The following is a 21,069-nucleotide window of genomic DNA, read 5'->3' on the forward strand; positions in this document are numbered from 1 at the left end:
ATGTAAATTAATGGCAAGAGCTTTTGCTACAGTTAATAGACAAACACCTTATGTTAACACTTTAAAATTTGTTGCTTAAATAAATGAAATTTTATTTGGTAGTGTCATAGAATACAGGCAGGCTCGAACTTACTCAATAGTATGTTTATGTACAACAGGTTTAATTTCTATTAAAAAACAAAATAAGATGTTACAATTTGTAACATCTTATTTCTAAATACCACTGCCAGCCATAGCAACAATATTGTTTTTATAAACTTTTTAAACTAGCTTTTAAAGTTTCCATTTTAGCTAAAGCATCTGCTTCTTTTTTACGTTCATTTAAAATAACTTGTTCTGGTGCATTATTTACAAAACGCTCATTACTTAATTTCTTTTGAACAGATTTTAAAAAACCTTCTGTATATTTTAATTCTTCAGTCAATTTAGCTTTTTCTTCTTCAACGTCAATTGTTGAGTTTATTGGAATAAAATATTCATTAGCTTTTACTCTAAAACTCAATGCACTTTCTATTTTTTTTGAAACTATCTCAAATTTTGAAAGATTGCCCATTTTTTGAATAATAGCATCAAAATTTTGACTAGTATTTTCATTGTTTAAAACAAAAACCTCTATTTTATCTTTAAAAGAAATATTTTTTTCCTTTCTAATAGCTCTAATTTCAGAAATAACTTCTGAAGCAAAATTAAACTCTCCAACTAAAGTTTCATCAACTGAATTTAGTTTAGGATATGCTGCAATAATTAATGCTTCACTTGGATTTCTACTCTCAATATTTTGCCAAATTTCTTCTGAAATAAAAGGCATAAAAGGATGTAATACTTTTAAATTATTTTCAAGTAATTCAATTACTGCTTTAAATGTTTTTGAATCAATTGGTTGTTGATATGCTGGCTTAATCATTTCTAAAAACCAAGATGAAAAATCATCCCAAATAAGTTTATAAATACTCATTAAAGCTTCGCTAATTCGGTATTGTTCAAAGGAACTTTCAACTTCTTTTAGTACTTTTTGAAATTTAGCTTTATACCAAGCAATTGCAATTTTTGCACTTTCAGGCTGTGGAATATCGGCAACTTCCCATCCTTTTATCAATCTAAAAGAATTCCATATTTTATTAGAAAAATTTCGTCCCTGAGCACATAAATCTTCTTCAAATAATAAATCATTTCCAGCTGCTGAACTCAACAACATTCCTACTCTAACGCCATCTGCTCCATACTTTTCCATTAATTCAATAGGATCAGGTGAATTACCTAATGATTTAGACATTTTTCTTCGTTTACTATCACGAACAATTCCTGTAAAATAAACATTACTGAATGGTTTTTCATTTCTAAACTCATAACCTGCAAAAATCATACGTGCCACCCAAAAGAAAATAATGTCGGGTCCGGTAACCAAATCATTAGTTGGATAATAATATTCTATTTCTTTATTATTTGGATGATTAATACCATCAAAAACGGAAATTGGCCATAACCAAGATGAAAACCAAGTATCTAAAGCATCGGGATCTTGTTGTATGCTTTCTATTGAAACAGGTTTTCCTAATTTTTCAGAAGCTAATTTAGCTGCTTCTTCTTTTGAATTTGCAACTACAAAATCATTAACACCATCTCCATAAAAATAAGCAGGAATTTGATGTCCCCACCAAAGTTGACGAGAAATATTCCAATCTCTAATATTTTCTAACCAATGACGATATGTGTTATTATAATGTTTAGGGAAAAACTTAATTTCTTCATCTTCCAAAACTGCTTTCAACGCTGGTTTTACCAAATCTTCCATTTTTAAAAACCATTGTGCTGATATTTTAGGCTCAATATCCACTTTAGTTCTTTCGGAAGTACCTACTTTGTGCATATAAGGTTCTACTTTTACCAAAGCTCCAATAGTTTCTAACTCTTTTGTAATTTCTTTTCTAACAACAAACCTATCTTTTCCTTGATAATGCAATCCATAGGAATTTAAACTAGCATCATCATTAAAAATATCAATAACTTCTAATTGATGTTTTTCTCCTAATATTTTATCGTTTGGATCGTGTGCTGGTGTAACTTTTAAACAACCTGTTCCAAATTCAACATCTACATATTCATCTTCAATTATAGGAATTACTCTATTTGCAATAGGAACAATTGCCTTTTTTCCTTTTAAATGTGTAAAACGCTTATCATTAGGATTGATGCAGATTGCGGAATCACCTAAAATAGTTTCAGGACGTGTAGTTGCTATGGTTAAAACACCATTTGTACCTTCAATTTTATAGTTTACGTAGTATAAGTTTCCGGGTTTTTCTTCGAAAATAACTTCCTCATCAGACAACGTAGTTTTTGCAGATGGATCCCAATTTACCATGCGGTAACCTCTGTAAATCAATCCTTTATTATATAAATCGATAAATACTTTGGTAACAGATTCACTCATAGTTTCATCCATCGTAAATTTAGTACGTTCCCAATCGCAAGAAGCCCCTAATTTTTTAAGTTGTTCTAGAATTATTCCACCATGTTTATGTGTCCAATTCCAAGCATGTTTTAAAAAATCATCACGAGTTAAATCAGTTTTTTCAATACCTTCTTCTTTTAATTTAGCAACAACTTTTGCTTCCGTAGCAATAGAAGCATGGTCAGTACCAGGAACCCAACACGCATTAAATCCTTTTAGTCTAGCTCTTCTTATTAATACATCTTGTATGGTATTATTTAGCATATGCCCCATATGTAAAACGCCAGTTACATTAGGTGGAGGAATTACGATAGTATATGGCTTTTTATCATTTGGTGTGGAATGGAAATAATTATTTTCCATCCAGTAATTATACCATTTAGTCTCGGTTTCTTTTGGGTTATATTTTGATGCTAAACTCATTTTGGTCTGATATTTGTGATACGATTGGCAAATGTACAATTATTAGATAAACTTAAAATATTTTGTTAGGATAAAAAAATAACTAACTTTACACTTTAAAATTAGAAAAAATGAAAAAATTAGTATTTGTGATGATTGCATTTATAGGTTTTACTATGAATGCTCAAAAAAAACAAGAAGTAAAAGCCCCAGTTAATGCTAATGCTCCGGTTTTTAAATTTGAAAAACAAGTGATTGATTATGGAAAAGTAGATTTGAATTCCAATGGTGTTCGAGAGTTTAACTTTACCAATGTTGGTAAATCCCCTTTAGTAATTTCAAAAATTAAGTCTAGTTGTGGATGTACGGTTCCAACAAAACCAACAGAACCTATTATGCCGGGTAAAACTGGAAAAATTGGTGTAAAATATGCCACTAACAGACCTGGAGGTTTTTCAAAATCTATTACCATATTTTCTAATGCTTCAGAAAAAGTTAAAGTACTTAGAATTAAAGGTATTGTAATTAAACCAGAATCTGCTGTAATAAAGAAAAAACCAGCAATGTCTGCAAATTAAAATACAAATTACAATTATAAAGAGACTGTATAAAAAGTAAAAAATTCGTCAACCTGAACTTGTTTCAGGTTCTCATAACAACTGGTAATCAACAAGATGAGATTCTGAAACAAGTTCAGAATGACGGTTTTAAAGACTTTTTAGACAATCTATTTATTTTAATCTACTTTTTAATTTAAATTGAAAGGAGTAATTTTTACCATTGATTTTTATTATAATCTTAACCTTTAACAATTGATTAATAATGAAATTAAATTAATTTTCGCAATTTTGTAGTATAGATTTTAAAACAAAAAAATTATGCCTTCTATTTCATTAAAAGGAAAAAACATGCCAGAATCACCAATACGAAAATTGGTGCCTTATGCTGAAAATGCTAAGAAAAAAGGAATAAAAGTTTTTCATTTAAACATTGGTCAACCTGATATAAAAACTCCTGAAATTGCTTTAGAAGCTGTAAAAAATAATACTATTAAAGTTTTAGCCTACAGCAGATCTGAAGGTTCAGAAGAATATAGAACCAAAATTGCTAACTATTATAAAAAGCAAAACATTGAGGTAACTGCAAATGAAATTATAGTAACCACAGGCGGTTCTGAAGCCTTACTTTTTGCAATGGGTACTATTACAGATCCTGGTGATGAAATTATAATTCCTGAACCTTTTTATGCAAATTATAATGGTTTTGCAACTTCTTCTGGAGTGAAAATTGTTCCTGTAATTTCCAAAATTGAAAATAATTTTGCCTTACCTCCTATTGAAGAATTTGAAAAATTAATTACATCAAAAACTAAAGGAATTTTAATCTGTAATCCTGGAAATCCAACGGGATACTTATATTCAAAAGAAGAAATTGAAAAATTGGCTGTTATTGTTAAAAAACACGATTTATTTATTATTTCAGATGAAGTATATCGTGAATTTGTGTATGATAATGTTCAACATCAATCGGTACTACATAATTTTGGATTAGAAAATAATGCTATTATAATTGATTCTGTTTCAAAACGTTACAGTATGTGTGGAGCTCGAATTGGTTGTTTAGTTTCTAAAAATAAAGAAGTAATAAGTACTGCGTTAAAATTTGCACAAGCACGTTTAAGTCCACCAACCTTTGCTCAAATTGCCAGTGAAGCTGCGTTGGAAACTCCCGCTTCCTATTTTAAAGAAGTAAATGACGAATATAAAAGTAGAAGAGATACTTTAATTCGAGAACTTAAAAAAATTAAAGGTGTAAAAGTTGGTACGCCAAAAGGAGCTTTCTATTGTGTTGCTGAGTTACCTGTTGATAATACCGATAAATTTTCAAAATGGTTATTAGAAGATTTTAATTTGAATAATGAAACGGTAATGGTGGCACCTGCTGCAGGTTTTTATTCTACACCAGGTTTTGGAACAAACCAAGTACGTATTGCTTATGTTTTAAAAAATGAAGATTTAATTAGGTCGGTAGAAATTTTGAAAAAAGCAATAGAAACTTATAACGCTTTATAGTTGAATCTTCAAAAAAACATATCTTTAAAAAATTACAATACTTTCGGTATTGATGTAATTGCAGATCGATTTATTGAAATTAATTCATTAGCTGATTTAAAAAAAATTACAACTTCTGAAAAAGATATTTTTCTTTTAAGTGGCGGAAGTAATATGCTGCTAACCAAATCAATAGATAAATTAGTAATTCATCTAAATTTAAAAGGTATTATAGTAAACGATACTGAGAAACAATCTGTTTTTGTTACTGCGGAAGCTGGTGAAAATTGGCACGAATTTGTATTGTGGTGCATTTCTCAAAATTATGGCGGATTAGAAAATCTCTCATTAATTCCAGGGAATGTTGGCACGGCTCCTATTCAAAATATTGGAGCTTACGGAGTTGAAATAAAAGATACTTTTTATCAATTAGAAGCGTTGGAAATAGTAACTGGAAAAATAAAAATATTCACTAAAGAGGAATGTGATTTTGGTTATCGAAATTCAGTTTTTAAAAATGAGTTAAAAGGTAAATACATTATTATTAATGTAACTTTTAAATTGACTAAAAATAAGCATAAAACAAATATTTCATACGGAGCTATAAAAACATATTTACAAAACAACCCAAATCCAAGTATTAAAGATATTTCTGATGCAGTTATAGCAATTAGAAAAAGTAAACTTCCTGATCCTAAGAAAATTGGAAACAGCGGAAGTTTCTTTAAAAACCCTGTAATTGATAAGAATTTGTTTAAAAAATTAACAAAAAATCATCCAAACATTCCTCATTATATAGTTTCAGAAAACGAGATAAAAGTACCTGCAGGTTGGTTAATTGAACAATGTGGATTTAAAGGCAAACGTTTTGGTGATGCTGGAGTTCACGAAAAACAAGCTCTAGTTTTGGTGAATTATGGAAATGCAACGGGAAAAGAAATTTATCAACTTGCTAAAAAAATTCAGCAAACGGTTAAAAAAGAATTCAATATAAATTTAGAAATTGAAGTAAATATTATCTAAACTGTAACTGCCAATAATTTACAATTACTAGATTTTATAAATACAGAAGTTGCCGTAGCAGGAACTAAAATAGTTTCGCCATAATTAATATTTTCAGAATTATTATTAATGCTAATAGTTCCTGAACCTTCCACACACATAAAAATCACAAACGAATCTGTTTTACTATAATCTAACGTTATTTCTCCTTTAACTGGAATAAAATTAGTTTTAAAATACGGACAAGTAACCAACGTATTTATTTTATTTAACTGGTTATCGTATTTTCGTTTTGTATTAAGTTTTGTTGAAAAATTGATAGCATCAATGGCTAAATCCGTATGTAATTCTCTAGAATTTCCTTGAGCATCTACTCTATCCCAATCATAAATTCTATACGTAATATCTGATGTTTGCTGAATTTCGGCTAAAACAACGCCGGCACCAATAGCATGAACGGTTCCTGTTTCAATAAAAAAAGCGTCACCTTTTTTAATTTTTTCAAAATTTAAAACAGAAGTTATGGCTTTTTCTTGTAATAATTCCTTGTATTGTTTAGGTGAAATTTCTTTTGAAAATCCTAATACTAAATTCGATTTTTCTTCAGCTTCCATAATGTACCACATTTCCGTTTTTCCAAAGGAATTATGACGTTTTTTTGCTAATTCATTATTTGGATGAACCTGAACAGATAAATCTTGTGCCGCATCAATAAACTTAATTAATAAAGGAAATTTATCATTAAAAGTTAGATAATTTTTATTTCCTACAAAATCACCTTTATACTTTTTAACTAATTCTTTTAAGGTTTTTCCTTCTAATTTACCATTAGCAACCACAGAAATATTGTTATCAACATCTGATATTTCCCAACTTTCTCCAATATTTTTATCGGTTGAAATTTTATGTAATACCGCTACTAATTTATTTCCTCCCCAAATTTTTTGTTTTAAAATGGGTTTAAATTTTAATGGATAATTTATCGTCATTTTATCAAATCTTTTAAAATTGAAATTACATAATCAATATCCGTTTTACTCGTAAATTTACTAAATGAAAATCGGACAGAAGTTTTTAACGTTTCTTTTTCTTCTAAAATTTCATGCAGCACATGAGAACCTTTTGAGCTTCCACTTTGACAAGCACTACCACCAGAAACTGCAATTCCTTTTAAATCAAGATTAAATAACAACATTGGATAAGCTTTTGAAAACCGTACATTTAGAATAATATAACTGCTTTCCGTTTCACTTTCTGACAATCCGTTAAATTTAATACCTTCAAAATTAGATTTCAAACTAGTAATAAAATAGCTTTTAATAGCTTGAATAGATTTAGCTTCTTCTTCTAAATTTTTACAAGCAATTTCCATTGCTTTTTGCATCCCATAAATACTATGAATATTTTCGGTACCAGCTCGTGCTCCTTTTTCCTGTTCACCACCAAAAAGCAATGGCTGAACTCCAAATCCTTTTTTAATATACGCATAACCTACTCCTTTTGGTCCGTGAAATTTATGTGCACTTGCAGTAAAAAAATCTATAGGAGTTTTAACAACATCAATATCAAAATGAGCAATTCCTTGAACGGTATCAGAATGAAATAATACCTTGTTTTTAATACAAAAATTCGATACTTTTTTTAAATCTAGTATATTTCCAATTTCATTATTTACATACATTAAACTCACCAAAGTTTTAGTCAAAGTATTTTCTAATAACTCTTCTAAATGATTGTAATCAATTGATCCTTTTGAAGTTAGATTTACCCATTTAACTTCAATATTATATTTTTCTTTTAAATGTTCAATAGTATGAATAATGGCATGATGTTCAATTTTAGAGGAAATGATGGTTTTCACCTCTAAATTGGTAACTGCATTATGTAAAATTAAATTATCCGCTTCACTTCCACCAGCCGTAAAAAACAGTTCACTGGAAGAAGCATTTAATAAATTGGCTATACTTTTTCTAGCATTTTCAACTAAAGCTCTCGATTTTCGTCCAATTTGGTGTGTAGATGAAGGATTACCATAAGTACTTTTCATAACTGCGGTAACACTTTCAATAACTTCTGGCAACATTGGTGTTGTTGCGGCATTGTCTAAATAAATAGTTTTCATGGTTAGCAAAATTACTTAAAATATATGGTTTTCTTTTCTTATTTTTGAAGCATGAAAAAAATAGTAATTTTATTTTTAGCACTAATTTTAAATTCGTGCAACGATGGAAATTTTGATGTACCTAGTTTTGACTTTACAGCAACTATAAATAGTTGTGGAAATTATGTTTTTTACAGAACAAATACAGATAAAACTGAAGTGCTTACCCTAGTATTATCATCAAATGAAATTACTACAACTAAGGGAACTAAAACCTACTCCATATCAACACTTCTACCTGTGAATTACAGAATATTTGATAGTGCTATCGGAACAGACTATTTTTGTCAAACCATTCCACCTGCAAGTCCAAATGTATTAAAAGAACTAAAAGCAACAGATGGAGAAATTATAATTATTACAACGGCAGAAGTTGATGATAACGGAGTTATAGTCAGTTATACGTATGATATTACTTTTACTAATTTGCTTTTTAATGATAACTCTGGGAAAATATTTTATGAAACCTACTACTTTGGTAGTATTACTATAAACGTCTAATTATTTGGAATTCTGATAGATATATACTTCTGTTGCTCCTAAGCCATATTTTTTAAAAGAAGCTTCATACCATTCTACAGGATATTTTTTAAACAAAAATTCTAATTCCGTTTTTAAGACTCCTTCCCCTACACCGTGAATAAAAACGATTTTAGGAATTCTATTTTTAATGGCAAACTCTAATTTACGTCTGGCAGTTTCCATTTGCATAGTAAGCATATCATAATTATCTAATCCTCTTGTGGTTGATGTTAAATTTTGGATATGCAAATCCACTTCCATTGGAGGTAACTTATTAGGTTTTAAATTACTTTTAAATTTAGGCTGTTTCTTTTTTGAAGATGCTTCAATTTTCTCCAACAAATGTTCATTAGCAATATCACTAAATTTTGATAATTCTTTTTGGCTTTCTCTAATTACTACTAACTCTGAAGGTAAAAAATTAAATGTAAATCCATCAGAAGTTTCAACTTGAATATTTTTATCCGAAACCAAAATTACCTTTCCTGTAATTACATCATCAATAACTGCAACTTTATCATTTACGTTAAACTTCATTTGTTAATCTAAATTAAATTTTTGATTTATTATACGCAAAATTAACTTAATTATTTTTATAATACTTTGCGAAATAAAAAAAGACCACTCAACTTTTTTACTCAAAAGAATCTCTTCTTTTATTTAATTTTTCTACATTAGCCTTAATCAAACTTTAAAATAGAAAAAGATGGGTCAGAAACCTCCAAAAAATTACTTAGTTGAATCCATTTTAGTCACTATTTTTTGTTGTTTACCTTTTGGTATTGCAGGAATTGTATTTGCAAGCCAAGTTAACTCAAAATTTGCATTAGGAGATTATGAAGGTGCAATCGCTTCTTCTAAAAGGGCAAAAAAGTGGATGAATTGGAGCATAATTGCCGCAGTAATTTCTGTGATTTTATCCATTGTATTTGTTTTTGCATTAGGTGGATTAGCTATTTTAGGACTAAGTAATCAATAATTACATGAAATTAAAACATTTAGGAATGCTTTTAGGTGGAATTCTATTGGCATTCCTTTATTTTTATATAAATCCATCAAGTGTAAATTTTTTACCGAAATGTCCTTTATATGTTACTACAGGTATTTATTGTCCAGGTTGTGGTAGCCAGCGAGCAACACATGAATTATTACACTTAAATATTTTAGGAGTTTTTAGGCAAAACGCATTATACGTTTTAGGAATACTTATTCTAATATATCATTTAATTATACGTATTTTAAATTCCTTTTTTCATAAAAACAGTTACAATTATATTTATCATCCTAAAACTCCTTGGATACTCTTAATTATAATCCTAATTTTTTGGATTCTTAGAAATTTACCTTTTTATCCATTCAATTTACTAGCTCCTCATTAAAATAACCATTATGAATTTACTTATATTGGCTTCTGCACCAGTGATTGCAGTAATTATTTTTATTTATATAAAAGATAAATATGAAAAAGAGCCAAAATTATTACTTTTTTATAGTTTTTTATTAGGTGCAATTGCAAGTATTTTAATAAGTAGCATTTTATATTATTTATATGATGTTTTACTTCCTCATCCAGATAAATTAAATGTTTTTCATCAATTTTTAAAAGCATTTTTGATGGTAGGTTTGGTAGAAGAATTTAGTAAATACATTATAGTCCGTTATTATGCTCAACCCAAAAAAGATTTTAACGAACCTTTTGATGGAATAATATATGCCGTTATGGTTTCTATGGGTTTTGCTTTTGTAGAAAATGTTTTATATGTATTTGAAGGCGGAATAAAAGTAGCTTTTTTAAGAGCTTTAACTGCCATCCCAGCTCATGCGGTTTTTGCTATTATTATGGGTTATTTTATGGGAATTGCAAAATTTTCAAACCATAAAACTAAATGGAATTTAATAGGATTAAGTTTAGCTATCCTTTTCCATGGTTCTTATGATTTTTTCTTATTCATTAATTTTATTCCAGGTTTTTCAATTGGAGCATTTATTTCTCTAGGTGCAGGGATTATATTAGCTAGAAAGGCAATTAAAATCCATCAAAATAATTCGAAATTTAATTAGAAATATCTCAAAAATTAGAGATAATTTTTAAAAGTAGCTTTATAGAAATACTTTTTAATAACTATCAATTGAATTATTACCAATACCGTAAAAAATACAAATACAATTGAAAATGTATTTGGAATATTTATTTCATTAAAAATTTTAGTTAAACTGAAATTAGTTAAAAAAGATAAATTTAAGTCTGCTAAATAATTGGATTTGTAAAACTTTTTAGACCAAAAATAAATGCTAGACAAAATTAACCCTAAAGAAATTATAATCCAACCAAGTTTAGATATTAATGGCTTATATTTACTTTCATAAATTGCATTGCTTTCCAAATTAATACTATCCATAACTTTGTACACAAAATCATCGGAAGGCTTTTCAAGACTAGATTCTCTTATAATGTATTTTGTAAAATCTTTTATGTTTTTATTAGTTTTCATCTTAAATTAATAGTTTGTGGGTCAATCACATTTTTTAAAATTGATGCAAGTTTTTTTCTAGATCTAAATAGTTTAATTTTAATATTATCTAAAGACAAATTTACGACTTTTGAAATTTCTTTTATAGACATTTCTTCAAAATAAAACAGCGTTAAAATTACTCTTTCATCTTCTGATAATTTAAAAAGTGCATTATTAATTATTATTTTTCGCTCTTTATCTTGTAAAGATTGTAAAGCATCTTGTACCTTTTCAAAATTAATTTCATTAATTGTTTCTATATTTTCAAAATTTAATTGTCTTTTATTTCGCTTTATAGTATCTAAACTTGCATAATATGCTATCTTATAAATCCAAGTAGAAAATTTAGATTCTCCTTTAAATCTCTCTAAATTTTCATAAGCTTTCACAAAAACATCTTGTGAAATTTCTTCTGCTACTTCCCTATTTTTAACAATTCTAATGGTTAATGTAAACACCATTTGTTGATACCTTTCAACAAGAAAAGCATAATAATTTACATTTCCATTTAAAGTTTGTTCTATATAGTATTCGTCTGGCTGGTTGGTCATTTTAAAGGTTTGACGATTCTAATTAACCTATGGTTACAAGTTACATCAAAAAAATAATATACTTTTTTTTGTAACCGAGTTAAAATAATATTCGTCATACCAAATGAAACAAATTAGAAACTTAAAATTTTATATTATGATGGGACCAGGACCAGTATTTATCGCTTTATTTATAATTATTTTTGGAATTTTTTATTTACACTATTCAACTAGAAACAAAGAACGATTGGCTTTAATAGAAAAAGGTGCTGACGCCAGTATATTTTTTAGTGCCAAAGTTCAAAAAAAATCTTCCGTGCCTATTTGGAAAATATTAATATTAAACATTTCCGTATTACTTATGGGTATTGGTGCAGGTGTTTTTATAGGCTCAATTATAGATGCTTATACTATTATTCAAGAAGAAGTTGGCTATACTGGCTCCATATTTTTAATGGCCGGACTTGGATTATTTATCGGATTTAACTTATCTAAAAAGCTAGTTGAAAAAGAATGAACTACCTCGACGCAGAGCGTACGAGATATCAAAACAAACGTAGTTGATTTTCATATATTTTCTCATACTTATTATTGTTTGCTCCTTGATTTTGTAAATATTTTTTAATCACTACTTCATTAGCATATTGACCCACCGTATTAACATAATAACCACTTGTCCAAAATTACCTCCCCATAATTTTTGTTTCACCTCAGGATGCAAACGAAAAATCTCTTTAGCAGTAATACTTTTTATTACATTCGATATCTTTTTTGCCGAAAGCATCAGAACACTTTGAATTAGAAAATGACCATGATTTTCATCCAAGCCAATCTCTAAAAAATGAATCTCATAACGCTCCTCTATTTTTTGACAAATCCTTTTCAGAGTTTGAGATACCGAATTTGTTAAAACATCGCCACGATACTTTATGGGGAATACAAAATGATACAACAACAAACTTTTACCCATTGTGCATTATTATAAAATTTCGTCAATTCGAGTGAATTTTAGCCTTTTTAGGCTTAAAATTAGTATCGAGAATAGGTTTTTTATTTAAAAATAGCCATTCTCGATACCATTTTTTATCAAAAAATTACCTGCCTTGCCGACAGGCAAGCTCGAACTGATGTAATAGTATGTTCAAAGAATTAAAATGCACAACGAGTATTTTTAGTATGTTTTAAACTGTTTTTTTAGTATAAATTTTATTTAAACATTCAATAATAATAGCACAACCTTTTTTAATTTCATTTTCTGTAATAGTGAGTGGAGGAGTAATACGAATTGCTTTTCCTTCAAATAATAACCAAAATAGAAGTAACCCTTTTTCTAAACTTTTTAAAATTACTTTGGAAGCTATTTTATTAGTTTTAACTATTGCAGCTAACATTAAACCTTTTCCTCTTATTTCGGTTATTAGCGGATGAATTAATAATTTTCTTATTAATGCTTCTTTCTGTAAAGTATCCTTAATTAAATTAGAGTTTAGAAGTGTTGAAAGTGTTGCGTACGCAGCTGCAGTAATAACAGGATGACCGCCAAAAGTAGTAATATGACCTAATTTAGGATGTTCTTTTAAAGCACTCATCATTTTATGAGAAGCTATAAAAGCACCTATAGGCATTCCACCTCCCAAGCCTTTTCCAGTTACAATAATATCTGGAATTACATTATAGTTTTCAAATCCGAACAATTTACCTGTTCTTCCTATTCCAGATTGGATTTCATCTAAAATTAATAAAGCTCCAACTTTTTCACATTGTTTTTTAACCTTCTGTAAATAGTTATTTTTAGGAACAATAAAACCAGCTCCACCTTGAATAGTTTCTAAAATAACGGCAGCTGTTTTTGTAGTAATTTTAGTTAAATCAACTTCATTATTAAACACTATAAATTTTATTCCAGGAATTAGAGGTCTAAATGCACTATTTTGATTTTCAGCACCACAAACACTCATCGCACCTTGTGTATTGCCGTGATAGCCATTTTTGGCTGCAATAATTTCATAGCGACCTGTATATCGTTTTGCTAATTTTATTGCTCCTTCAGTGGCTTCAGTTCCAGAATTTGTGACATAAACAGTTTCTAACGATTTAGGTAAATTATTAGCTAATAATTTAGCAAATTCTACTTGTGGTTTTTGAATAAACTCACCATAAACCATTACGTGAGTGTAAGCGTCAACCTGATTTTTAATTGCTTGCGAAATAACGGGATGATTATGACCTAAAGTATTTGCTGAAACTCCTGCTATAAAATCTAGATATGTTTTCCCTTTAGTATCATAGACGTAACAACCTTCCGCTTTTGAAATTTCTATAGCTAAAGGATGAGGAGAAGTTTGTGCTTGGTATTTAAAAAAATCTTTTTTCACTCCAATCTTTTTTCTAAATCTTTCTTTTTAATTGTTGATTTTTCATGAATAAAAATAGCGTCTTTTGTCAAAGGTCGTTCATCTTCACGCCAAATAAATCCTTTTAACAATTTTTCATCCTTAGGTAATTTGGATGGAGGATAGGTTTTACCATCGGGTTTTTTATTAAAATCTATCGTATTAATTTGATTATTTTCTAAAGTAATAAAAATGTTATTGCTACTTTTCATTTTTGAAATACCTACTAATTCTTGATGTTCATTTCTAATATAAAAAATAACTTCACTATTGCCAATTACTTTTAATGAAGTGAGTTTATTATCAGAAAATTTACCGTACATGTTTTTACCTTTTAATTGGCTAAATCCCGCCGAATCTTTTTGAATCATAAAACCATTCCCCAGAATTTTTAAGGAATCTAATTGTTTAGTTTTAGTATTTGAAATTAAATAAATAGTGTCTCCAATAATTTCATTTCCTTGAGCCCATAACACAGGATTTACTAATAATTTAGTTAAACCAGTTTTTTCGTTGGTAATTAAAGAATCACATTTACCTTGTAAATTGGTTTTAAAAAATTTAACGTTTCTAAAAGCTCTAACAATTCTATCCTCAACTTTACCTGTAACCATAATGGTATCGCTATGCATAAAAAGTGAATCTTTTTCAACAGTTGATATAGCGAGTGCTTTTTTAGTGATAAAAACAGAATCTTTTAATCTAAAATATTCAGCATAATTGCCTTTAATTATAGATTTGTTTATGGTGTCAATTACTTTTATATTATTGGTTGCTGATGCAAACTCAAGATTTCCATTATAATATAAACTATCACCTTCAATAGTTCTATCTTCATAAAAAATTTTAGAGTTTTTAATAAAGGTTGAAATGTTAGTTTTAGAATTATAGGTTCCTCTTTCTGTATAGATGGAATCTTTAGTACCTATAATAGTAGAAGGTCCAAATAATTCTGCAATTCCAGTAGAAGTGTAATATTCTAAATGATTTGTTTTTAGGTTACTGTCTTTATTTATAACCGTTACATTAGTAAAGGCTTGAAATTTATTATTTTTAAGATAGTAAGTACCAATTTTACTTTTTAGAATATTTGTGCTATCAATAATTGTTCCTCCACAATTATAATATAGTTTCTGTTGAGTTCTATCAAATTGAAGGGTGTCCGTTTTTAAAGTCATTAATTCATCTTTTAAAACTACATTTCCCCAAGATGTGGCTATTTTTTTTATGCCATCATAATCGGTATATTTACTGTGTTGAATAATGGTATCACCTTGATTCACAATAACATTACCCATCGCTTTTATCAATTTTTTATCTTGATAAATATAGGCTTTATCACATCTAAGTGTTGCACCTTCATGTTCTATAAATACATTTCCCATAGATATGGTTGCCCCTGGAAATTCGGGTTTAACAAAGGTGTTATCGGCTTTAAGAATTTTTATTTTTTTGGATTGAGAAAAACCAAAGCTAGCTAACAATATAAAACTTAGTATAAGTACTTTTTTCAAATTTAATTTAATTTTGTACAAAACTAAGAAAAAAGTAGGATGGAAGTATAGAATTAGTATAAATAAAAATAGTTATAACAATTTAGTATTAGAAAAATCTGTTTTGACTTCGAATTTTTATTAAAAAAACTATTGTATGTCCGTAATTAGTAATAATAAAGAACACCGTCATGCTGAACTCGTTTCAGCATCTCATTTTCGTCTGATAACCAGTGTTTTATTGAATACGACCCTGAAACAAGTTCAGGGTGACGGACGTTATGTAAGATTACGGACAATCAGAAAGAATTTGAATATTGATAGTTGCAGATACTTAATTAAGTTCCTTTAGACTTGCAATATAAATATTATACAGGTGCTTTATCTTTATGTTTAAAGCGTTTGTGAGTCCAAAAATAATATTCAGGCTTATTTTGTACTTGTTTTTCAACTTTATCAATAAAAATATCAGTTAACTCATAATTGGGATATTTTGTAGCATTAGTAGTAATTAAGCTAAAAGTAGTTTCATAATAACCACGTTTTATTTTTTTTACGTTCATGTACACAACATTCAAATCGTATTTTTTTGCTAGCATTTCTCCACCAGTATGGACAGGAACTTTAACACCAAAAAAATCTCGCCAATAATGTGTTTTATGAATTTGAGGAGATTGGTCACTCAACAACCCATACATAGATTGAATATTATTCTTTTTATTGTATTGAATTTCTGTAATTATTTTTGATGTTTGCATTAAATGTGTACCAAACTTTTCTCGCGAGTTTATTATTTTTTTATTGAAATATTTATTGTTTACTTTGGTGTAAGCCGCATAACCTTTATAGCCAACAAAAGAATCTATACTCATAATCCACTCCCAATTTGCATAATGTGGTCCCATAAGAATAGCACTTTTGCCATCTTTATACATTTCATTTAATAATTCTACATTGGTGTATTTATAGCGTTTATAAACTTCTTCTTTAGAAACGGTAAAAGATTTAATCATTTCAATAAAAATATCTACAAAATGATGGTAAAACTTTTTTCGGATGGTAAAAATTTCTTCTTCTGGTTTATTAGGGAAAGCTAATTTTAAATTATATAAAACTACTTTTTTTCGATAACCAATTACATAATAAAGTAATACATAAATAGCATCAGAAATAATATATAAAATCCGAAATGGAAGTATTGACAATAGCCAAATTAATGGATATACTAAAATATAAACTATAAAATTCATCATATTGATTGCAAATATCGTATTAAATTTTTTTTGAACCGCTTTTAATTTGTGATTTTATTATGATCATTTTTTTATACTTTCGCTGTTGGTTTTAAAACTATAAAATATGAATACAAATATAGTGCTAATTGTAATTATTTTAGCAAATGTAATAGTTTCCATTAAAGGCTTTAGTGATCGCTCTTTTTTTGAAAAATACAAATTTCAAATAGGACCTATTAAGAGAGGTGAAAAAATTAGGTTATTTTCTTCGGCATTTTTACATGTAGATTATATTCATTTGTTGTTGAATATGTATGTTTTGTATATTTTTGCACCAATAATAATCAATCATTTAGGAGAATTAAGATTCATAATTTTATATGTGGGAAGTTTATTTGCAGGTAATTTTTTATCATTAAAATATCATAAAGATGAAAGTTATTACAGTGCAGTTGGTGCTTCAGGTGCAGTTGCAGGTATTATTTATGCGGCAATTTTGCTATATCCAGATATGAAATTGTTTATGTTTCCATTACCTATTCCAATTCCTGCATATATTTTTGGTATTGGTTATTTGTTGTATTCTGTTTATGGGATGAAAAAACAATTAGGAAATGTAGGTCATGCAGCCCATTTAGGAGGTTCTATTGGTGGATACGGATTGATGTTGTTGGTATATCCACAAATTTTTGAAATAAGTAAAATAACGGTAATTTTATTAGGGATTCCTATAGTATTACTGCTTATATTTGGAAACCGATTAAAATAAAAAAAGCCAAACATTTGTTTGGCTTTTTTTGAGCGAGAGACCGGGCTCGAACCGGCGACAGTCAGCTTGGAAGGCTGAAGCTCTACCAACTGAGCTACTCTCGCAATTGGTGTGGCAAATATACAATCCTTTTATATTTTGACAAGAGTTTTTAAAAGAAAATTAAAACTTTTTTAAATAATGAAAACCCAGCTTTTTATAACCTTCATTTTCGTAAAATTGGTGTGATTTGGTGTTTTCTATGTAGGTATTTAATTCGGTTGCTTCATAATTTATACTTTTAGCATAATTATAAATCCACTCAAATAATTTTTTCCCTAAACCTTTGTTTCTGTACTTTTTTGAAATTACAACATGGTCGGGTTCAATAGTTTTACCGCAATAATGTCTAGTTAAAAACCACAACCCAGCAATTCCAATTAACTCATTATTTAAAAACATACCAATACATTTGTAATGTTGTAAGGTCATTTCAAACAAACGTTCTTTTAAAAGATTGTCTGGTGTATGTGTATTTAATTCCTTTAATAAAGGTAAAATTATTAGAATATTTTTAGGTGAAATAAACTTAATATCAATGGTTTCCATATTTATAGTATTTTTAGCCTATAATTTTATCAATAATATGAAATATTTTTCAGATAAATTGAGTAGTAACCTTTTTAAATTAGTACTATTAATACTATTATTTTTATTCAATAATGGTGTAGAAGCACAACATAAATATTCAAAAAAAACATTAATAGGAAAGGGTGATTTAAAATTAGTTGGCACTAAAATTAAATTGCAAAAAGAAGTTTTTGAGCACTTTAAAAAAATGCAAAAGGAAGCTTTAAAAAGTGGTATTAAAATTCAAATAGTATCAGGTTATAGAAGCTATCAGCGACAGTTACAAATTTGGAATAATAAATATGATAAATATATTTTAGAAGGGTTTTCACCAAAAGAAACTATTTATAAAATTATTGAATACACTACTATTCCAGGTACTTCACGACATCATTGGGGAACCGAAATTGATATTATAGATGCAAATGTAAAAATGCCAGCTAATTTATTATCAGCAACTAATTATAATAAAAAAGGTATTTATAATAATTTAAAAAAATGGATGGATGTTAATTCTGAAAAATTTGGATTTTATTTGGTGTATAATAACAATTCAAGTAGAAAAGGTTTTAAGTATGAGCCCTGGCATTATAGTTATAAAAAACTATCTAAACCCATGTTAAAGCAGTTTTTAAAATTAAACATACTACAATCCGTTAGAAATCTCAATTTAAAAGGAAGCCTATTTTTTAGTAACAAATTTGTTGATAATTATGTGAATAAAAACATGCTAGATATCAATTTTATATTAAAATAATAGTTCTTATTATTTTTTATTTCAAAAATAAATGGTAAATTTGATGTAATAAACGGTTAAAAACTAGCAATAAAATGAATTCTTTCATTTTAAGATTTTCAAAAAAGTCATGAAAAAAAACATAGTACTTATAATTATTATAAGTTTTTATTTAATGCTTAATGGTCAAAACATAAAAAAAATTGATTCATTAAAATTTAATTATAATCTTCAAAAAAATGATACTCTAAAAATTAATTTAGCTAATAAAATAGGTGAACTCTATTTATACAACAATAAAGATAGTGCCTTATTTTATTATCAGAAGGCTTTAAGTTTTTCTAAAAAAATAAATAATAAAAATAAGGAGGCTATTTCTTTGTTTAACATTGCTTTTCTACAATTGAGAGAAAAGCAATATGGAAATTCTATTAAAAATTTCGATTTATCAAAAGTAATTTTTGAAAAGCAACAAAATAAATTAATGAGTGCAAAAGTGTATAATAATTTAGGCTTTTGTTATTCTAATTTATATGCAGAAGATAAAGCCTTTGAGTACTTAATAAAATCATTAAAATTCTTTAATAAATTAAATAATAAAAATGGTATTTATTTGAATTACAGCGATATAGGAGCTTTATTTTACAATCAAAAAAATTATAATTTTGCAAAAAAGTATTATACGAATGCTTTGAATTTAAGTATTGAACTTAAAGATTCTTCAAAAATGGCAGCTAGTTATTTAAATCTTGGTAATGCTATTTCTGATGCTGGAAATATTAAAAAAGGATTAGAATATTATGAAAAATCGTTGATAATTTCAATTGCTATGAATGATCAAAATAGTATTGCTACTAACTATAATAATATTGCAGATTCTTATAAAGTGCTTAAAAATTATAAAAAGTCAAATAGCTTATTTAATAAAGCTTTGGCCATAGCAAATAATAATAATAATAATAATAATTCAGAGTTAATAGCTATAATTTATTTAAATAAATCTGAATTAGCTCATATCTTTAAATTAGAATCTTCTGCAATTTTTTATGCAAAAAAAAGCCAAAAATATGTTCATAATAATTTATTTGTTAGGTTAGACAATTTTAAACTTTTGTCTGATTCATACAAAAGTTTAGGAAATATATCAAAATCATATAATTATCTTACAAAGTACACTAATTTAAAGGACAGTTTAAATGAAATTAATCAACAAAAGATAATAAAATTATTTAAAACATTAAATCAATTAGAAGAGAGTAATTCTAAGGTTGATAAATTAGCAATTGAAAATAAAAAAGTAAAAATAAAAAATAAAAATGAAAAGAAATTTATTTATGGACTTATAATTACCCTTACTGTTTTTGCAATATTAGTATTTATAATTAATATTCAATACACAAAAAAACAAGAAGCATTTAATTTATTAGAATATCAAAATTTCAAAATAAATAACATGCATGATAAAATTGAAAAGCAAAAAAATGATTTAGAAAAAGTAAATAAAGCAAAAGATAAACTATTCTCTATTATTGGTCATGATTTAAGAAATCCTTTTAATTCTATTAAAGGATTTACGGATTTATTGTTAGAGAATAATACTATTTATACAGAAGATAAAAAGAGAAATTTTCTTAATATTATAGCAAGTTCAACTGTAAAAGCCACAGAATTATTAAATAACTTATTAATGTGGGCAAATTCACAATCAGGTAAAATTGAATTTTATCCTGAAAAAATTGATTTAAACAACCAAATATTAGATGTAAATTCCTTATTAAAAGCACAAGCTTTAGCTAAAAATATTAAAATTAAAACAAGTTTAACACCTTATGTTTTTGTTTATGCTGATAAAAACATGGTAAATACTATACTTAGAAATTTAATTTCAAACGCTATTAAATTTACAAATGAAAAAGGTTTAATAGAAGTAATAAGTAAAGACAATAAAAATGAAATTGAAGTGGTAATTAAAGATAATGGCATGGGCGTTTCAAAAGAAGATTTAAAAAATCTTTTTAGCTTAGATGCTACAAAAACTACTAACGGAACTGCCAATGAACAAGGCTCTGGTTTAGGATTGTTGTTGGTTAAAGAATTTGTTGAAAAAAACAATGGGAAAATAACGGTTACAAGCGAGCTAAATAAAGGAAGTATCTTTAAATTTACTTTACCTAAATGGCAAAGATAATAGCTTATTAACC

21 protein-coding genes, 1 tRNA gene and 1 pseudogene are annotated in these 21,069 nt (G+C 27.4%); 11 read left to right on the plus strand and 12 right to left on the minus strand.

All coding sequences use genetic code 11. The features are described from left to right. Positions 1–250 precede the first annotated feature (250 nt). Positions 251–2,875 (minus strand): valine--tRNA ligase, encoded by a 2,625-nt coding sequence (locus L3J60_RS09175; RefSeq protein ID WP_291975203.1) that lies wholly within the window; start codon positions 2,873–2,875, stop codon positions 251–253. A 110-nt stretch (positions 2,876–2,985) separates the two neighbouring features. Here L3J60_RS09175 and L3J60_RS09180 point away from each other — a divergent pair, with 110 nt between their 5' ends. From L3J60_RS09180 to murB, 3 genes are all read left to right on the plus strand, one after another. After that, the gene (locus L3J60_RS09180) at positions 2,986–3,432 is read left to right on the plus strand and encodes a DUF1573 domain-containing protein (RefSeq protein WP_291975204.1); all 447 of its coding nucleotides are present in this window, start codon (positions 2,986–2,988) and stop codon (positions 3,430–3,432) included. A 300-nt stretch (positions 3,433–3,732) separates the two neighbouring features. After that, positions 3,733–4,926, plus strand: coding sequence for a pyridoxal phosphate-dependent aminotransferase (locus L3J60_RS09185; RefSeq protein WP_291975205.1), 1,194 nt, complete (start codon positions 3,733–3,735; stop codon positions 4,924–4,926). After that, positions 4,927–5,928: a UDP-N-acetylmuramate dehydrogenase gene (gene murB, locus L3J60_RS09190; protein ID WP_291975206.1), complete on the plus strand. Its 1,002-nt coding sequence runs from the start codon at positions 4,927–4,929 to the stop codon at positions 5,926–5,928. Here the strand turns inward: murB and L3J60_RS09195 are convergent. Both L3J60_RS09195 and L3J60_RS09200 read right to left on the minus strand, forming a co-directional pair. Beyond that, positions 5,925–6,896, minus strand: a complete 972-nt coding sequence (locus tag L3J60_RS09195; RefSeq protein ID WP_291975207.1) for a type I phosphomannose isomerase catalytic subunit — start codon at positions 6,894–6,896, stop codon at positions 5,925–5,927. The genes murB and L3J60_RS09195 overlap by 4 nt on opposite strands. Continuing rightward, positions 6,893–8,029 (minus strand): cysteine desulfurase family protein, encoded by a 1,137-nt coding sequence (locus L3J60_RS09200; protein WP_291975208.1) that lies wholly within the window; start codon positions 8,027–8,029, stop codon positions 6,893–6,895. The genes L3J60_RS09195 and L3J60_RS09200 overlap by 4 nt, the downstream gene beginning before the upstream one ends. A gap of 51 nt (positions 8,030–8,080) precedes the next feature. On the opposite strand from L3J60_RS09200, the gene L3J60_RS09205 reads away from it, so the two are divergent. Continuing rightward, positions 8,081–8,569, plus strand: a complete 489-nt coding sequence (locus L3J60_RS09205; protein ID WP_291975209.1) for a hypothetical protein — start codon at positions 8,081–8,083, stop codon at positions 8,567–8,569. On the opposite strand, the gene L3J60_RS09210 is transcribed toward L3J60_RS09205, so the two are convergent. Next, positions 8,570–9,127 carry a DNA mismatch repair protein MutS gene (locus tag L3J60_RS09210; RefSeq protein ID WP_291975210.1) on the minus strand — a complete coding sequence of 186 codons (558 nt, stop codon included), beginning with the start codon at positions 9,125–9,127 and terminating at the stop codon, positions 8,570–8,572. 169 nt (positions 9,128–9,296) lie between these two features. Here L3J60_RS09210 and L3J60_RS09215 point away from each other — a divergent pair, with 169 nt between their 5' ends. Genes L3J60_RS09215 through L3J60_RS09225 form a run of 3 tightly spaced genes read left to right on the plus strand, consistent with a single transcriptional unit; the run spans position 9,297 to position 10,651 of the window. Then, positions 9,297–9,569 (plus strand): CD225/dispanin family protein, encoded by a 273-nt coding sequence (locus L3J60_RS09215; protein ID WP_291975211.1) that lies wholly within the window; start codon positions 9,297–9,299, stop codon positions 9,567–9,569. A gap of 4 nt (positions 9,570–9,573) precedes the next feature. Continuing rightward, positions 9,574–9,969 carry a DUF2752 domain-containing protein gene (locus L3J60_RS09220; protein WP_291975212.1) on the plus strand — a complete coding sequence of 132 codons (396 nt, stop codon included), beginning with the start codon at positions 9,574–9,576 and terminating at the stop codon, positions 9,967–9,969. Between the two features lie 10 nt (positions 9,970–9,979). Next, a complete protein-coding gene (locus L3J60_RS09225; RefSeq protein ID WP_291975213.1) occupies positions 9,980–10,651 on the plus strand; it encodes a PrsW family glutamic-type intramembrane protease in 672 nt (223 codons plus the stop codon). Between the two features lie 14 nt (positions 10,652–10,665). Here L3J60_RS09225 and L3J60_RS09230 read toward each other — a convergent pair whose 3' ends face one another. Together L3J60_RS09230 and L3J60_RS09235 are read right to left on the minus strand one after the other, a co-directional pair. Then, a complete protein-coding gene (locus L3J60_RS09230; RefSeq protein ID WP_291975214.1) occupies positions 10,666–11,082 on the minus strand; it encodes a hypothetical protein in 417 nt (138 codons plus the stop codon). Then, positions 11,079–11,654 (minus strand): RNA polymerase sigma factor, encoded by a 576-nt coding sequence (locus tag L3J60_RS09235; protein WP_291975215.1) that lies wholly within the window; start codon positions 11,652–11,654, stop codon positions 11,079–11,081. The genes L3J60_RS09230 and L3J60_RS09235 overlap by 4 nt, the downstream gene beginning before the upstream one ends. Before the next feature lie 103 nt (positions 11,655–11,757). On the opposite strand from L3J60_RS09235, the gene L3J60_RS09240 reads away from it, so the two are divergent. After that, positions 11,758–12,150 (plus strand): DUF6249 domain-containing protein, encoded by a 393-nt coding sequence (locus L3J60_RS09240; RefSeq protein WP_366837131.1) that lies wholly within the window; start codon positions 11,758–11,760, stop codon positions 12,148–12,150. A gap of 28 nt (positions 12,151–12,178) precedes the next feature. Here L3J60_RS09240 and tnpA read toward each other — a convergent pair. The 4 genes and pseudogenes from tnpA to L3J60_RS09260 all read right to left on the minus strand — a co-directional run bounded on the left by tnpA (position 12,179) and on the right by L3J60_RS09260 (position 16,769). After that, positions 12,179–12,603, minus strand: a pseudogene (gene tnpA, locus L3J60_RS09245) (IS200/IS605 family transposase). A gap of 211 nt (positions 12,604–12,814) precedes the next feature. Further along, positions 12,815–14,008 carry an aspartate aminotransferase family protein gene (locus L3J60_RS09250; RefSeq protein ID WP_291975216.1) on the minus strand — a complete coding sequence of 398 codons (1,194 nt, stop codon included), beginning with the start codon at positions 14,006–14,008 and terminating at the stop codon, positions 12,815–12,817. Beyond that, the gene (locus tag L3J60_RS09255; RefSeq protein ID WP_291975217.1) at positions 14,005–15,540 is read right to left on the minus strand and encodes an OstA-like protein; all 1,536 of its coding nucleotides are present in this window, start codon (positions 15,538–15,540) and stop codon (positions 14,005–14,007) included. The genes L3J60_RS09250 and L3J60_RS09255 overlap by 4 nt, the downstream gene beginning before the upstream one ends. 347 nt (positions 15,541–15,887) lie before the next feature. Then, on the minus strand, positions 15,888–16,769 hold the full coding sequence (locus L3J60_RS09260; RefSeq protein WP_291975218.1) for a lipid A biosynthesis acyltransferase: 882 nt from the start codon (positions 16,767–16,769) through the stop codon (positions 15,888–15,890). A 109-nt stretch (positions 16,770–16,878) separates the two neighbouring features. On the opposite strand from L3J60_RS09260, the gene L3J60_RS09265 reads away from it, so the two are divergent. Next, entirely contained in the window at positions 16,879–17,523 is a 645-nt protein-coding gene (locus L3J60_RS09265) for a rhomboid family intramembrane serine protease (protein WP_291975219.1), read from the plus strand. Positions 17,524–17,554: 31 nt separating this feature from the next. On the opposite strand, the gene L3J60_RS09270 is transcribed toward L3J60_RS09265, so the two are convergent. Next, a tRNA-Gly gene (locus L3J60_RS09270) sits at positions 17,555–17,627 on the minus strand. Between the two features lie 58 nt (positions 17,628–17,685). Continuing rightward, positions 17,686–18,111 (minus strand): GNAT family N-acetyltransferase, encoded by a 426-nt coding sequence (locus L3J60_RS09275; protein WP_291975220.1) that lies wholly within the window; start codon positions 18,109–18,111, stop codon positions 17,686–17,688. Here L3J60_RS09275 and L3J60_RS09280 point away from each other — a divergent pair. After that, a complete protein-coding gene (locus L3J60_RS09280; protein WP_291975221.1) occupies positions 18,101–18,889 on the plus strand; it encodes a M15 family metallopeptidase in 789 nt (262 codons plus the stop codon). The two genes, L3J60_RS09275 and L3J60_RS09280, sit on opposite strands and share 11 nt — an antisense overlap. Positions 18,890–18,998: 109 nt before the next feature. Next, positions 18,999–21,056: a tetratricopeptide repeat-containing sensor histidine kinase gene (locus L3J60_RS09285; RefSeq protein WP_291975222.1), complete on the plus strand. Its 2,058-nt coding sequence runs from the start codon at positions 18,999–19,001 to the stop codon at positions 21,054–21,056. Positions 21,057–21,069: the final 13 nt, after the last annotated feature.

Origin of the sequence: Lutibacter sp. (assembly GCF_021647475.1) — a bacterium.
GTDB lineage: Bacteria > Bacteroidota > Bacteroidia > Flavobacteriales > Flavobacteriaceae > Lutibacter.